14 protein-coding genes are annotated in these 14,386 nt (G+C 40.4%); 7 read left to right on the plus strand and 7 right to left on the minus strand.

Annotated features, from left to right (window positions below):
- Nucleotides 1–49: 49 nt before the first annotated feature.
- Complete coding sequence (locus L1264_RS10355) at nt 50–1,432, minus strand: Na+/H+ antiporter NhaC family protein (RefSeq protein ID WP_199526168.1); 1,383 nt, start codon at nt 1,430–1,432, stop codon at nt 50–52.
- Nucleotides 1,433–1,719: 287 nt separating this feature from the next.
- Here L1264_RS10355 and L1264_RS10360 point away from each other — a divergent pair, with 287 nt between their 5' ends.
- Together L1264_RS10360 and L1264_RS10365 are read left to right on the plus strand one after the other, a co-directional pair.
- Entirely contained in the window at nt 1,720–2,124 is a 405-nt protein-coding gene (locus tag L1264_RS10360) for an NUDIX hydrolase (protein WP_199526167.1), read from the plus strand.
- Between the two features lie 3 nt (nt 2,125–2,127).
- Complete coding sequence (locus L1264_RS10365) at nt 2,128–2,619, plus strand: GNAT family N-acetyltransferase (RefSeq protein ID WP_199526166.1); 492 nt, start codon at nt 2,128–2,130, stop codon at nt 2,617–2,619.
- Here the strand turns inward: L1264_RS10365 and L1264_RS10370 are convergent.
- Genes L1264_RS10370 through L1264_RS10380 form a run of 3 tightly spaced genes read right to left on the minus strand, consistent with a single transcriptional unit; the run spans nt 2,602 to nt 6,103 of the window.
- The gene (locus tag L1264_RS10370; RefSeq protein ID WP_135926592.1) at nt 2,602–3,213 is read right to left on the minus strand and encodes a PqiC family protein; all 612 of its coding nucleotides are present in this window, start codon (nt 3,211–3,213) and stop codon (nt 2,602–2,604) included. The genes L1264_RS10365 and L1264_RS10370 overlap by 18 nt on opposite strands.
- The gene (pqiB, locus tag L1264_RS10375; RefSeq protein WP_235403963.1) at nt 3,213–4,868 is read right to left on the minus strand and encodes an intermembrane transport protein PqiB; all 1,656 of its coding nucleotides are present in this window, start codon (nt 4,866–4,868) and stop codon (nt 3,213–3,215) included. Before pqiB ends, L1264_RS10370 begins: the two co-directional genes overlap by 1 nt.
- Nucleotides 4,865–6,103, minus strand: coding sequence for a paraquat-inducible protein A (locus tag L1264_RS10380; RefSeq protein WP_135926594.1), 1,239 nt, complete (start codon nt 6,101–6,103; stop codon nt 4,865–4,867). Before L1264_RS10380 ends, pqiB begins: the two co-directional genes overlap by 4 nt.
- A gap of 139 nt (nt 6,104–6,242) precedes the next feature.
- Between L1264_RS10380 and L1264_RS10385 the strand changes: the two genes are divergently transcribed.
- On the plus strand, nt 6,243–7,016 hold the full coding sequence (locus L1264_RS10385) for a substrate-binding periplasmic protein (RefSeq protein ID WP_235403965.1): 774 nt from the start codon (nt 6,243–6,245) through the stop codon (nt 7,014–7,016).
- Here the strand turns inward: L1264_RS10385 and L1264_RS10390 are convergent.
- Nucleotides 7,005–7,805 carry a thioesterase family protein gene (locus L1264_RS10390; RefSeq protein WP_199526164.1) on the minus strand — a complete coding sequence of 267 codons (801 nt, stop codon included), beginning with the start codon at nt 7,803–7,805 and terminating at the stop codon, nt 7,005–7,007. The two genes, L1264_RS10385 and L1264_RS10390, sit on opposite strands and share 12 nt — an antisense overlap.
- A 239-nt stretch (nt 7,806–8,044) precedes the next feature.
- Between L1264_RS10390 and dnaK the strand changes: the two genes are divergently transcribed.
- Together dnaK and dnaJ are read left to right on the plus strand one after the other, a co-directional pair.
- On the plus strand, nt 8,045–9,964 hold the full coding sequence (gene dnaK, locus L1264_RS10395; protein ID WP_199526163.1) for a molecular chaperone DnaK: 1,920 nt from the start codon (nt 8,045–8,047) through the stop codon (nt 9,962–9,964).
- Nucleotides 9,965–10,147: 183 nt separating this feature from the next.
- Nucleotides 10,148–11,284, plus strand: a complete 1,137-nt coding sequence (gene dnaJ / locus L1264_RS10400; protein ID WP_135926597.1) for a molecular chaperone DnaJ — start codon at nt 10,148–10,150, stop codon at nt 11,282–11,284.
- A 75-nt stretch (nt 11,285–11,359) separates the two neighbouring features.
- Here the strand turns inward: dnaJ and L1264_RS10405 are convergent, their stop codons facing one another.
- Both L1264_RS10405 and L1264_RS10410 read right to left on the minus strand, forming a co-directional pair.
- Nucleotides 11,360–12,490 (minus strand): HlyD family secretion protein, encoded by a 1,131-nt coding sequence (locus tag L1264_RS10405; RefSeq protein WP_138556544.1) that lies wholly within the window; start codon nt 12,488–12,490, stop codon nt 11,360–11,362.
- A gap of 3 nt (nt 12,491–12,493) precedes the next feature.
- Nucleotides 12,494–12,838 carry a DUF3302 domain-containing protein gene (locus L1264_RS10410; protein ID WP_235403967.1) on the minus strand — a complete coding sequence of 115 codons (345 nt, stop codon included), beginning with the start codon at nt 12,836–12,838 and terminating at the stop codon, nt 12,494–12,496.
- Nucleotides 12,839–13,305: 467 nt separating this feature from the next.
- Here L1264_RS10410 and ybaK point away from each other — a divergent pair, with 467 nt between their 5' ends.
- Both ybaK and L1264_RS10420 read left to right on the plus strand, forming a co-directional pair.
- On the plus strand, nt 13,306–13,767 hold the full coding sequence (ybaK, locus tag L1264_RS10415; protein ID WP_199526161.1) for a Cys-tRNA(Pro) deacylase: 462 nt from the start codon (nt 13,306–13,308) through the stop codon (nt 13,765–13,767).
- Nucleotides 13,768–13,886: 119 nt separating this feature from the next.
- Nucleotides 13,887–14,369, plus strand: coding sequence for a DUF3015 domain-containing protein (locus L1264_RS10420; protein WP_135926601.1), 483 nt, complete (start codon nt 13,887–13,889; stop codon nt 14,367–14,369).
- Nucleotides 14,370–14,386: the final 17 nt, after the last annotated feature.

Below are 14,386 nucleotides of genomic sequence, written 5' to 3' on the forward strand. Positions count from 1 at the left end.
CTTATTAGTTGATAAACAAAAGCCCAAGCAATTGCTTGGGCTTTTTAATTTAGGCGATGAACAAAAACCCTATAAATGCAGCGGTTGCCGCCAGTAAGGTGTAAGGTAATTGAGTAACCACATGGCTGACTAAGTCACACCCTGAGCCTTGTGCAGCAAGTACTGTGGAGTCAGAATAAAAGCATGCTTGACTACCAAACGATGACGCCGACAACAAAGCACCAATTACTAGAGGAATGTTGGCATCAATTGCATAAGCCAGTGGCATCACAATTGGAATAGTTACTGCGAAAATCCCCCAGCTAGAACCCGTTGCAAAAGCAAGTACTGCCATTGCTAAAAACACCACGGCAGGTAGGTATTGTGCTGTCATATAAGGGCTTAAAGTATTAATGACATATTGCGGAAGCATTAATTGGTCACACACATCTTTAAATATAAAGGCCGCAACGACAGTACCAATTGCTGGGATCATACTTTTAAAACCATCTAACATACGCTCCACTAGTTCTGACAATGTCATTAGTTTTTGCAACATATAGAACGGTAACACCACAGCAAAGGTTGCAAGCAATCCTTTATATACGTCAATGTCGAAATAAACAGTAAACGCAACAAGTAAAATAATCGGCACTAAAAAGTTATAGAGTTTGCCATTGGATGCTGCTGTTTCAAAGTTCTCTTCTGCGGCTTTAACAGCGTATTCATCCGCTGTTTGTACATCGGTGTATTGGCTATTTGAGATCTCGATTTGATTATTCATTGCACGTAGTTGTGCCTTTTTCATCGGCCCAAAAGCAGGGATCACATTTAAGCTGACAAGCAATACAACAAGTACTGCAAACCATGCGTACAACATATAAGGGATTGCTTCGATGTATACGGCAATACCTTGGCCTTCTGCTGCAACATTGTTATCGACTAATAGGCCACCAAAAAATACCGCCCATGTAGAGAGTGGTACAAGAACACAGATAGGTGCGGCAGTTGAGTCAACAACATAAGCTAGCATTTCGCGGCTAATTTTAAACTTATCGGTGATACGCTTCATGGTTTCACCAACCGTTAATGCATTGAGGTAATCATCGATAAAAATAATCACACCTAACACAAAGGTCATTAGCAAAGATGAGCGTTGACCTTTGGCAAACTTTAACGCTAATTCAGCAAATGCACTTGCTCCACCGGTTCTTACCAATAAGGCAATCAAGGCACCAAACCCGCCACAGACTAAAATTAGCCAGGCAATGGTTTCATCCTGCATCACTTTTAACGATATATCAGCAAAGTTTGACAGTATAGCTGTTGGCCCAAGCATGGCTAAACCAAACAAAGCTCCAACAAGTAAAGATAAAATAGGGCGGCGTAAAAACACGGCCAAAACAACCACCAATACTGGCGGTAGTAAACTTAACGCAGAAGGTTCTTGCATTATATTTTTCACACAGTTAAGCAATGCGAGATTGCTTACAGAAATCCGAAGTCTATCGACTCAAGTAACTGCTTTACGCGAACACACTTTTATGGACCCTGTAGGGAAAGTGCCTGCGTTGGCTGGCGCCAGACAGTATAGAGGGTATACTGCTTTTGTTTTGCCCAAAACATCGAAAGAAAAATAATCTTGAATATAAATTTAGTCAATAAGAATTTTTATTGCGATGATAATTATTTTACACTCTTCAACGGTGTTACTTTTTTAATTTAATTAAGCAAGGGTTTATGGCATTTTCAGATACATACAGACTCAGTAGTCACGCGGTTATAACTAACAACCAAGGTCAAGTGCTATTACTTAAAGCTAATTATGGTCAAAAAAGTTGGGGATTACCTGGCGGCGCTTTAGATAAAGGCGAAACAATTCATCAAGCGTTACTTCGCGAATGCCAAGAAGAGCTTAATAGTGAGGTAGATATCGCTTATTTAAGTGGTGTTTATTATCACACTGCATTTAATTCTCATGCGTTTATTTTTCGAGCATATCTGCCTAATGATGCCCAGATAGTGTTGAGTAATGAGCATACTGAGTATGCTTATTTCGCCATTGATGAGCTCTCAGCAGTGCAAAAAGAGCGTGTTTTAGATTGTCTTAATTTTACCAATGATGTGGTAAGTAAGGTATTTTAATATATGACGAATATATATTTACGTGCTGGCCTGCCTGATGATGCGGCATTTATTGTTGAGCTTTTGAACCAAGTAACATTTTTAGAGCATATCGGAAATAAAAATATAAATACACCAGCACAAGCAGAGCATTATATTCAACAAACCTTTATAAATAGTCACCAGCAATATGGCTTTGGTAGTTATATTGTCTGTTTAGCTAATGGTACACCGGTTGGTATGGTGGGGCTGTTTCAGCGTGATGCATTAGCTATTCCTGATTTAGGGTTCGCGTTGTTAGCCAACTATGAAGGTAAGGGCATTATTACATCGGCAGCTAGGTTGTTGATGGCCAAAAAACACGTATTAGATCTTGGGGTGCTTGCAGCAATAACCTCGCAAACAAATATTGGCTCGCAAAAGGTACTACAAAAACTAGGCTTTGAGTTTATAGGCGATGTCATCATTAACGATGACAATCAGCCACTTAAACTCTTACTAAATAGCAAGCTTTGACACTTCGTTTGCAACTTGTTTGTTAACCTTTAGCCAAGTTGACTCAAGGGTGGCTACAAGTCCCTCGTAATCACTTGCTTGTAAAGGTGTAAGCTCATTGAAGTAATTGACCGCCTTCAACTTTCTGCCAGATTCAGGAGTTGTATAGTACAAGCGCCAAAGCCCTGCAATATTGGCATTACCTTGCTCATCACCGTTAAAGTGATGTAGCTCATACTCTAATTCATAAAAGCTTTGCTGGTCTAAATCGGTGATCACAGGTAAGCCTTTTATAACCATCCAATTATCAAGCTCAGTGTAAAGTTGTTGATGAGCACTGGCAGTTAACATCAAATCAGGAGATTCACTCCATAAATGATAGTTAGCAGCATTCACTCTGTTGTTATCAAGCACCATGGCGATACCACGATTATTTAGCGCACCACGTAACTTTACTGTGTTAATTCTGAGCTGAGCTTGGGTATTCTCCGCTAAGCGTTGCATTGCCACTATCGGCTGCGAAAATTGATAATACTCAATGGTTGAGAATGAAGTTTGGCTACAGGCCGAAAGTAACAGCACTGATGCAATTGAAGCACAGAGTTTAAAGTTCATTATTGTTTCCTCGGCGTTGGATCTGCAGGTAGCTCTTTATCAAAGATCAACATATTCGGTTGCTGGTTTAAACCACGTGTAAGTGGTTGTAGCTCTTCACTTAAACGTTTAAATTCAGACAAGGTTGTTTGTAATTGCTCATGGAATGTTGATCCTTGTTCGTAACTTGCCATAGTTTTTTCAAATTGCTTCATTGTCTTATCGAACTGTTGCATGCTTTTGGTCATCTCAGCAAAGTTGCGATTAATATCACCCGGTAAGTCTTGAGTATCTTGTTTATTAAGCAATTCACGCATGTCATGTGCAAGTGCTTGGTATTCTGCAAAGGTCGTTTGCATTTGTGCCAAACTGTCTTCGATTTTGAGATTATTGACTTTATTTAATACATCAGAGACTTGATCAGCAATGACGGTAATTCCACTTGAAACACTCGGGAATACTGTATAGTCAGCAATAGTTGTTAATTCTGCAGGTTCAGCATTATCATAAATGTCCAAGTCCACATACACTGCACCTGTTAATAAGTTTCCTGGCTTTAATGAGGCTCTTAAACCACTTTTAATCCAGCCATCTAAACTTGACTGCCAGAACTCTCTGGCTGCAACATTGTCATGGTAGAGTCTTCCATACTCAATTTTAATCAGCGCTGGCACTGCAGTGTTATCGACCCTAAAGTGGGCTGGTTTGCCATTTATAATGACATTTGCAGGTGCTTCAACAACAGTACCGATGCGCATCCCTCGATATTCAACTGGCGCACCAGGACGTAATCCACGAATTGATTGTTCAAAGTCAATTAGATAATAATCAAAGTCATAAAATCGCTCTTCAAGAGCAGCTTTGTAGCTATTACTTAGTGAGAAGCTATAGCCATTTGTGGCAATTTCCCCTGGTTTCTGTTGCTCAGGAATACCAACAGAAATCCCTCCTTTAAGTAACTTACTCAAAGAGCCCGTATTGACATTAATACCATCAGCAGACAAATCAATTTGTATACCTGAGTTAACCCAAAAGATAGAATTAAGCGTGATCAGGTTTTGATAAGGCTCATTAATGAAAATACCATATTTCATGGCTTGATTTTTCCAATCAAAAGTAGCCGTTTCTATTTGCCCGATTTTGTAATCCTTAAAATAGATACCTGTACTCACATCGAGCACTTCAGCGTTATAGCCATGGAGGATAAAGCGACCTCCTTTTACATCATTGGCAATTAGCGCAGGTTCATCTTGTAGTTCAAATCGCTCGGATGTTTCTTTACTTTCGCCTGGAGCAAACTCCAGATAAACACCCGACAATAGGGTACTCATCCCACTAATACCGGTATCATCAATGCGAGGTTTAACAACCCAAATTTTCGCATCATCCGTTAAAAGGTCTTCATAGTGTTTATCTATTTGTGCTCGTGCAATTACACTATCTTGTTCATCTGAGAGTCTTACATGGTCAATTTGACCAATTTTTACACTGCGTACCTTTATTTCTGTTTTGCCTGCGATAATACCTTCAGCATGGGGCATTTTGATAAAGATTGTTGTACCTTTATTTGCTTGGTATTGATACAGCATCCATGCGCCGATTAATAAAGCGATTACAGGAATAATCCAGATTGCCGATATGTTTGGCGCTGTTTTTATATTTGCTTTTTCGCTCATGCCAAGGTCTCTTGTTTTACTTTATTTAAGTTATTAGGGGAATCCCACAATAAACGTGGATCAAATGCATGGGCTGCCAGCATCTGGCAAATCACCATTGTTGTAAAGAATATAGTACCTATACCAGGCGTTACTGACATCAAATTTCCTAACTGTACTAAGGCTACTAAAATTGCCACAACAAATACATCGATCATTGACCATTTTCCAATAAATTCAGTCAATTGATAAATTCGTGTGTAGCTTTTGGTTTGTCTGTTTGCCGGCTGCATCACCATAAAGCATAAAAAACTCAAAATGAGAGCTTTTGCAAGTGGTACGACAACACTCGCTAAAAAGATGATCATTGCGATAGGATAAGAACCACTATTCCACAAGATCATCACCCCACCAATTATGGTAGAGGGGGTTTCATCACCTAGGCTAGTGGTGTACATGATTGGGTAAATATTTGCAGGTATATAGCAGGCAACGGAAGTGATCAGCCATGCTGCCGCTTTTTGTACACTAAAAGGGTTACGAGTGTATGTTTTAGATTCACAACGAGAACAGATTTCACTGTCGCATAGTTGACCACATACATGACAAGCCCTAAGGCCTTGGTCGATTGCACGAGTATTCGGCTTGATTTGCTCTATAAAAACAGGCTCTTTGAGTTGATACCATAGATTTTGTTTATTGAGCTTAGCAGTAGTGGCAATATAACTAATAACAAATGCGCCATAAGCCCAAAAGCTCACACCGAATTCAATATCAGCCATCGACATTATTTTTACCATACTGACCATGACACCAATTAAAAATATTTCTGACATAATCCAAGGCTGCAGTGCAAATGTTGTTTTTAAGAGCCTTTTCCCCCATTGATAAGGGAGTATCTTAAGTAACCCTAAATGTAATGGGATTATCAGCACAAGCAGTAACATAGGTAAGCCTATGATGCTGATATCTATGAATAATCCTAAAAAGTCATTGTCGTAGTTAAACAGAATACGTGCCGCATCAGGTAAGGTTATAGTTTGGGTGATGCCACTGCTTGAAAAAGATAAAAAAGGGTAAAACATGCTACTTAACAGCATTAAGATCGCACTTAAGCTCAGCGCTACGACAGCACTATCTTGATTTGCTTGCGAAGAAGACAGTTTGGTTTTGCAATGAGGACAAACCGCTACTTGTTTCGCACTTAAATGTGGGATCTCAACGACAAGGTCGCAGCTAGGACAGGCTGTTTGCAAACTTAGGGTCTCATAAACAAGAACTTAGTTTAGTTTGCATCAATAACTCGATAAATTCAAATGCACCCTTTCCTAAAATAGGCTAGAATTTACGCAAAGGCGCATAGATTAACTATGCAACTGTCTATTAAGGTGTGTAGTGAAACATTTTTTTATCCTTTTGTTGTTTGTAAGTTGTAAGGGGCTATGTTTATCAGATCAAGCTGGAGAAGACCCTATTGTTGTTGCAGCCAGTTCTTATCTCCCTCCTTATGTTATTAAAGATAACGATAGTGGTATTCAATTAGAAATATTAAAAGCAGCGTTTAAATCTCAAGGGATCAGTAACATTGTTGTGCAATACATGCCTAACAAGCGTGTAGAGCAGCAGTTGCTGCAAGGAAAAGTTGATATAGCTTTAAATTTCGCTTCTGGAGCGAGTACAAATATTTACCAAAGTGAACCACTATTACGCTATCAAAATGTAGCGATAAGTTTGGCTGAACAAAATTTAAAAATAGACAGCATTTATGATTTAGCTGGTAAAAGTGTGCTGGGTTTTCAAAATGCGACCAATTTTATTGAAGCACCTTTCAAATCGGTGACACGTATACTTCGTTCTTATGATGAGGTAGTAAACCAAGAAGCACAAGTTGACCATTTAATGAAGGGATGGGTTGACGTTATCATTCTCGAAAGACGTGTTTTTTTATATTATCTTGAGCAATATAAGCAGACAGCCGAAATAAAACCTTTCGTTGTGCATCCAATATTTAATGAAGCACCTCGACCTGCATTTTTCAATAGTGAAGTTTTAAAGGATACCTTTAATACAGGTCTAGGCCAAATTGTAGAATCTGGCGAATATCAAGCGATAATTCGCCTTGATGGCACTGAATATGCGCAAATAAGCAGCAATGAATTACGCAAATAAAGCAACAGTTTGGCGGCTTAGTGCGATGAGCTTGCCATCATCACTCCAAATACAGCCATCTTCAAGACCGTAACCATCTTTACTATGATGTGTAACAGCTTCATAGCCAATCCAAGCATCATCAGCGATGTTTGGCTCTTCAACAAACTCGATATACCACGACATGCTACTGGCTGGGGCTGGCTGTTTATACATTTGTAATAAGGTAGGCGGCCATGCATCCGTAAGGGCAATGATATGCGCTTCGCTCATGTGTTCTGGTTTATGTTTAAATTTCATCCAGCCGCCTAAATGTGATGTGTCAGCGCCAGAAAATGGCATATTTCCGTCTTGTAAGCATAGCGCGACGTGCTGGAAAAATGCCGGCATTAAACCTTCTTTATAAGGCAGAGTAAAACGTTCGTCTACTGGTTTAAGCAGCATGCTTTTTGACACATCTACGCGTACTGCTGATTCTCGGTTAGCGCCAAAACAGGCTTGTGTGATAACACAAACATCGCCATTTTGAATTACTTTAGCAAGTACTTGCGCACTGTTTTTACCTTCGCGCAAAACTTCAACATCAATTGAAAAGTCGCAGTCAGCGATTAACGGACCAACAAAGTTAGTGCTTAAAGATAGTAAACGACGAGAGTTGTCGATATGTTGACGAATTGCTTGATATAATAAAGCTGCTGATAAACCACCAAACGCAGTGCGACCTTGGCACCAGTTTTCTGGAAACTGCATTACTTTTGTTTTGTCTTTGCCAAGTTCTGTTGCCATGGCGAGTAATTGATCAAAATGCATAATTTTCCTTAACATTTATTGCTATGGACAAGGTTATAGCACAGCCAAAGTCATCAGACCAGTTTGTTTGTATTACTAGAAGTGTTAAAAAACCCCTCTTTTTGAGGAAAAAATACTCATTTGGAAAATATTTCAAAAAAAAGTAAATTTTTTTCATTTTTACAGTTGAATTCAGTTTCCTGCACCCCTATTTACTAGTCATCGAACGTTTTAACGAATTTTGAAGTTGGAGAAGATTCATGGGTAGAATTATTGGAATCGATTTGGGTACTACTAACTCTTGTGTAGCAGTACTAGACGGTGATAAAGCACGCGTTATCGAAAACGCGGAAGGCGATCGCACAACACCATCGATCATTGCATACACGCAAGACGGTGAAACATTAGTTGGTCAACCTGCAAAACGCCAAGCAGTAACTAACCCAACTAACACATTATTTGCCATCAAGCGTCTAATTGGTCGTCGTTTTGAAGACGAAGAAGTACAACGCGATATCGGTATCATGCCTTTTAAAATTGTAAAAGCTGATAACGGTGATGCATGGGTTGAAGCGCGTGGCGAAAAACGTGCTGCACCACAAATTTCAGCAGAAGTGCTGAAGAAAATGAAGAAAACAGCAGAAGACTTCTTAGGTGAGCCAGTAACAGAAGCAGTAATCACAGTACCTGCTTATTTCAATGACTCACAACGTCAAGCTACTAAAGATGCTGGTCGTATTGCTGGTCTTGAAGTTAAACGTATCATCAATGAGCCAACAGCCGCTGCACTTGCATACGGTATGGACAAAAACAAAGGTGAAAACGTTGTTGCTGTTTACGACTTAGGTGGTGGTACTTTCGATATCTCTATCATCGAGATTGATGAAGTAGAAGGCGAGCACACGTTTGAAGTTCTTGCAACTAACGGTGACACTCACTTAGGTGGTGAAGACTTCGATAACCGTGTTATCAACTACTTAGTTGAAGAGTTCAAGAAAGATCAAGGTATCGACCTTAAGAACGACCCACTTGCAATGCAACGTGTTAAAGAAGCTGCTGAAAAAGCGAAGATTGAACTTTCTTCTGCACAGCAAACAGAAGTTAACTTACCGTACGTGACTGCTGACGCAACTGGTCCTAAGCACATGAACGTTAAAGTTACTCGTGCAAAACTTGAGTCTCTTGTTGAAGACTTAGTAACTAAGTCAATCGAGCCACTTAAGCGCGCACTAGCTGATGCTGATTTATCAGTAAGCGACGTAAATGACATCATCCTTGTTGGTGGTCAAACACGTATGCCTCTAGTACAAAAAACAGTTGCTGAGTTCTTTGGTAAAGAGCCACGTAAAGATGTTAACCCAGATGAAGCCGTTGCAGTAGGTGCAGCGATTCAAGGTGGTGTACTAGCTGGTGACGTTAAAGACGTACTACTACTTGACGTATCTCCGTTATCACTAGGTATCGAGACTATGGGTCAAGTAATGACAGCACTAATTGAGAAAAACACGACGATTCCTACTAAGAAATCGCAAGTATTCTCAACAGCTGAAGATAACCAATCAGCGGTAACGATTCACGTACTACAAGGTGAGCGTAAGCGTGCAAGCGATAACAAATCTCTAGGTCAATTTAACCTAGAAGGTATCCGCCCAGCGCAACGTGGTACACCACAAATCGAAGTAACATTCGACGTAGACGCGGATGGTATCTTACACGTATCTGCTAAAGATAAAGATACAGGTAAAGAGCAGAAGATCACGATTCAAGCTTCTTCAGGTCTAAGTGATGAAGAAGTAGAAAAAATGGTTCGTGATGCTGAAGCACACGCTGAAGAAGATAAAAAATTCGAAGAGCTAGTAGCTACACGTAACCAAGCTGATGCAATGGTTCACGGTACACGTAAGCAAATCGAAGAAGCGGGTGATGCATTACCAGCAGAAGATAAAGAAGCAATCGAAGCTGCGCTTACTGAGCTAGAAGCGGCGATTAAGAGTGATAAGAAAGAAGAGATTGAAGCGAAAACACAAGCTCTTGCTGAAAAATCACAAAACCTAATGGAAATTGCGCAAGCGAAAGCACAACAGCAAGGTAGTGCTGATGCAGGTGCACAGCAATCTTCTGCAAAACAAGACGACGATGTTGTTGATGCAGAGTTCGAAGAAGTGAAAGACGACAAGTAATTGCTCGTTTCGCTTCTGCCTAACGCGATAATGGCTGCTTTGTTTAGCCAATTAAGTTAGGATGAAATGATTGAGGCGCGCCAGCGATTTCGCTTGACGCGCCTTTTGCATGTATATGAACGGTAAAGTCGTTCGACTTACCTTACGCAGTGTAACTGCAGTAAAAAGAGTAGTGTGATAGATATGTCAAAAAGCGATTATTATGAAGTTCTCGGCGTGAGCAAAGATGCCAGCGAACGAGACATAAAAAAAGCGTATAAGCGCTTAGCGATGAAATATCATCCAGACCGTACCGCAGGGGATAAAGACCTTGAAACTAAATTCAAGGAAGTAAAAGATGCCTATGAAGTACTAACTGATCCACAAAAACGTCAGATGTATGATCAATACGGCCATGCAGCCTTTGAACAAGGTGGTGGTGGTCATGGCGGTGGCTTCGGCGGCGGTCATGGTGATTTTGGCGATATTTTTGGTGATGTGTTTGGAGATATCTTTGGTGGTGGTGGTCGTCGACAATCGCGCCAACAGCGTGGGTCTGACTTACGTTACAACATGGACTTAAGCCTGGAAGAGGCGGTTCGTGGTAAAGATGTTGAAATTAAAGTGCCAACCTGGGTTAGCTGTAAACCATGTGACGGTAGCGGTGCAAAAGCGGGCTCTAAGCCAAAAACCTGTACTACGTGTCACGGTGCTGGCCAAGTACAAATGCGCCAAGGTTTCTTCGCGGTTCAGCAAACATGTCCTACGTGTCAGGGCACCGGTCAAATTATTTCTGACCCATGTGACAGCTGTCATGGCCAAGGTCGCGTAGAAAAAACGAAGACCTTATCAGTGAAGATCCCAGCAGGTGTTGATACAGGTGACCGTATTCGCTTATCAGGTGAAGGTGAAGCGGGGATGCATGGCGCACCGGCAGGTGACTTATATGTACAAGTGTCAGTACGTGAGCACCCAATCTTCCAACGTGATGGTAACAATCTGTACTGTGAAGTACCTATTGGCTTTACAACAGCTGCACTAGGTGGCGAAATTGAAGTACCAACTTTGGATGGTCGCGCAAAACTGAAGATCCCTTCAGAAAGCCAAACAGGCAAAATGTTCCGTATGCGCGGTAAAGGTGTTAAGTCTGTTCGTAGCGGCGCACAAGGCGACTTAATCTGTAAAGTGGTTATTGAAACACCGGTGAACTTAAATGACCGTCAACGTGAATTGCTTGAAGAGCTTGAGCAAAGCATGGGTAAAGATGGCTCTAAAAACCGTCCAAAAGAAAAAGGTTTCTTTGACGGTGTGAAGAAATTCTTCGATGATCTAACTAAGTAACTCCTAGTTAAGTAACTTGAGTTAGATAGTAAAAAGGCGCTATTCAGCGCCTTTTTTTACGCTTCAATTTTGAGTTTAGTGATCTAAGAATAAGTAGTTTTGCCAGCTTTTCATTCTGATCAACACCTTGCGCATCACAGAAACATGTTCAAAATGTTCTGAATAAACAGCTACTTCAGTGCTTGTTCCTTGTGGCAGATGATATTCACTCATATCGTCAGTGATTTTTAAAGTAACAATTGCGCGGCCTTGACGGGCAAAAAATTCAGTGCCCATCAGTGTTCCTTGTGCTTGTACTTGTCCCTCACCAATTGCGGGTAACACATCGATTACTTCGCCAGCGAAGGTTTTGCCTGGAATCGCTTTAAAGATAAAGTCAGCTTTATAACCAGGTTCGAGTCTTAATAATGAATTTTGTCGAAATGCCGCAACATAAACAGTGTCTTCTTTATGCACAAAGGTCATCACTGGTCGCAGTGGCATAGGCACGGCAATCATCCCCGGACGTAATGTCAGTTGTGTGACATAGCCGTCGGTGGGTGCATGCACGCTAGTGCTGTCTAAGTTAAATTGGGCTTGCTCTAAATTAGCGCGAGCAGCGGCTATTTTTGTTTGTTCGCCGTTAATTTCTGACTCAAATGCTAGTTTCTGACGTAACTCTTCGGCTTGTGCTGCTTCGTAACTTGCTTTTGCCGCTAAATACACTCCTAATTTATTATCAACTTGGCCTTTTGAATAGGCGCCGCTTTTTGCGCCTTTTTCATAGCGTTCGTATTCTTTCTTACTACGGTCATATTCAGCTTTAGCCATCAGCGCACTGGCTTGTGCTGATTTATAGGCAGCTTCTAAACCAAGTACCGATTGTTTTGCATCTTGTAAAGCTGCAATAGCCTGATTTAGTTTTGCTCGATATAAGGTGTCGTCTAGGCGAAACAATAAGTCGCCCTTTTTAACTGGTTGATTCGGCTTTACCGCAACTTCTTCTACTGTACCACGCACATTTGGCACAATCGGCGTTGTAACATACGCACTACTCGCCATATTTGAATGTGGGTGGTTATAGTTCATTAATAGAATTAATGCGCCGATCAGTACTACACCACCAAGAACAGCGGTTGGTACTGTCCATTTGTTAAGGGGGATTTTAAAGAGTTTGAAGATGCCAATGCACAATGCGGTATATGTAAGTATTAATAACAAATCCATATTCTATTTCTCTTTATTATTCGATTGAGCATTAATTTGTGCTTGTAGTGCTGCCACTGTGGCTGTCAGGCTAGTCACTTTCTCAGCTAAGTCTTCTTGTTCCTTTTGAATTTGGTTAAAACCCCAGCCGCGGTCATCACGCCACAAGGTGGCCCAAACCCATAAAAATGGCCATAGTACGTGTAGGGTAAATAGGCTAACCCAGCCTGCATAATGGATGGCATCTTGGTGGGGGTGATTACGTTTTTTGGCAATTTCGTAGGGAATATCGTGAATGGCTATCACACCATAAAATATTACGACGGTCACAAACACTAGCATGGCTAGTGCAAAGTAGTCTAAAAACATGTAGTTTCCTTTCCTTAACTAATACTGAATTCATAATACGTTATATTTTTTTAATTCCTAGTGGGTATTTTCAGATTCAGTTTAGTACTACGTAGTAATCATTTTCGGCTAGGCATCGGCATAATATGACATCGTCCTTAAAGGTTGTTTCTTGGATCTGACCTTTTTCTATTCCTAGTGTTTTGCATTTACTTTGGCAATCTATAAACGCGGTCCATGCTACGTATTCATTGCAAACAAAATTAATTGAATACAAGAGTGTGATGATGATAAAACATTGTTTCGCCAAATAGAGACTAATGTGTTTTGACATAGTTGCCACGCTTTATCTATTGCTCATACTTTTAGTGTAGCTTATCAGTGTGGTTTTTCGGGATATTTACTATGCAAAGCCTGTATTGTCTTACTATGCCAAGTGCCCAAAACTTTGATAAAGTTCAGGCGCTTTTTTGTTAAAGGAACTTTTAATGACACCTGCAATCAATTTATTAAAAAACAAAGGTATTTTTTATGATGTGCTGAGTTATCATCACGATCCTGCACATACCCAATTTGGCCTTGAAGCGGTTGAAAAGCTTAACTTGCCCGCTGAGCAAGTGTTTAAAACTTTAGTCCTTGAAGATGCCGAACAACAGCTTTTGGTTGCAGTAGTCCCTGTGAGTCAACAGGTAAATATGAAGATGCTTGCTAAGGCAGCAAAAGTAAAGAAAGTAACTATGGCCCCTCAGCAGAAAGTAGAAAACACAACTGGTTATATTTTGGGGGGAGTCAGTCCGCTTGGCCAAAAGAAGCGTTTACCTACTTTTATTCATCAATCTGCAATAAATTTCGATACTATCTATGTCTCAGCCGGTAAGCGAGGCCTTGAAATTGCGCTTAAGCCCCATGACTTGTGTAGTCTATTAAATGCTAGATTGGTTGATTTTTGAACATTTAATGTAACTAATTTTACTTTTTTTTAAAAAAGAGTTTGTCCTTAATCTGAATCTAGCTAAGCTAATAATGCGTTATTAATTCGAATAACGATTTATCTTAAAGGATTCAGGATATGAAAAAAATTATTGCTATTTCTGCACTTTCTCTACTTCCACTTTCAAATGCAATGGCTGATCAAGACATCGGTTGTGGTTTAGGTTCAATGTTATTTGCTGGTCAACAAGGTAAAGTTGTTAAAGTTCTTGGTGCAACGACAAATGGTATTTCAGGTAACCAAACATTTGGTATTACATTTGGTACTTTAGGCTGTAACGGTAATGGTACAGTGACAGCTTCAACTAAAGTTGCGACATTCATTGATGGCAATATGGAACAACTTGCACGTGATATGTCACGTGGCGAAGGTGAAACTCTTGATACGCTGGCTGAAGTATGGGGCGTTCAAGCGCAAGATAAAGCAGCATTCAATAAGTTAGTACAAACACAGTTTACTAACGTATTCACATCAGAAAATGTGACATCTCAATTAGTTTTAGAGAACCTTAATACGCTTGTTGCTAGCGATGCGCAACTTGCTACTTACACACTATCTTAATCTAGCGTGTACTTTTT

Source organism: Pseudoalteromonas sp. APAL1, assembly GCF_021532475.1.
In the GTDB taxonomy this organism is placed as follows: domain Bacteria; phylum Pseudomonadota; class Gammaproteobacteria; order Enterobacterales; family Alteromonadaceae; genus Pseudoalteromonas; species Pseudoalteromonas lipolytica_C.

What these genes read in the sequence shown, in the direction of transcription:
- L1264_RS10355 (WP_199526168.1), bottom strand. Translation starts at nt 1,432, where the DNA reads ATGCAAGAACCTTCTGCGTTAAGTTTACTACCGCCAGTATTGGTGGTT.
- L1264_RS10360 (WP_199526167.1), top strand. Translation starts at nt 1,720, where the DNA reads ATGGCATTTTCAGATACATACAGACTCAGTAGTCACGCGGTTATAACT.
- L1264_RS10365 (WP_199526166.1), top strand. Translation starts at nt 2,128, where the DNA reads ATGACGAATATATATTTACGTGCTGGCCTGCCTGATGATGCGGCATTT.
- L1264_RS10370 (WP_135926592.1), bottom strand. Translation starts at nt 3,213, where the DNA reads ATGAACTTTAAACTCTGTGCTTCAATTGCATCAGTGCTGTTACTTTCG.
- pqiB (WP_235403963.1), bottom strand. Translation starts at nt 4,868, where the DNA reads ATGAGCGAAAAAGCAAATATAAAAACAGCGCCAAACATATCGGCAATC.
- L1264_RS10390 (WP_199526164.1), bottom strand. Translation starts at nt 7,805, where the DNA reads ATGCATTTTGATCAATTACTCGCCATGGCAACAGAACTTGGCAAAGAC.
- dnaK (WP_199526163.1), top strand. Translation starts at nt 8,045, where the DNA reads ATGGGTAGAATTATTGGAATCGATTTGGGTACTACTAACTCTTGTGTA.
- dnaJ (WP_135926597.1), top strand. Translation starts at nt 10,148, where the DNA reads ATGTCAAAAAGCGATTATTATGAAGTTCTCGGCGTGAGCAAAGATGCC.
- L1264_RS10405 (WP_138556544.1), bottom strand. Translation starts at nt 12,490, where the DNA reads ATGGATTTGTTATTAATACTTACATATACCGCATTGTGCATTGGCATC.
- L1264_RS10410 (WP_235403967.1), bottom strand. Translation starts at nt 12,838, where the DNA reads ATGTTTTTAGACTACTTTGCACTAGCCATGCTAGTGTTTGTGACCGTC.
- ybaK (WP_199526161.1), top strand. Translation starts at nt 13,306, where the DNA reads ATGACACCTGCAATCAATTTATTAAAAAACAAAGGTATTTTTTATGAT.
- L1264_RS10420 (WP_135926601.1), top strand. Translation starts at nt 13,887, where the DNA reads ATGAAAAAAATTATTGCTATTTCTGCACTTTCTCTACTTCCACTTTCA.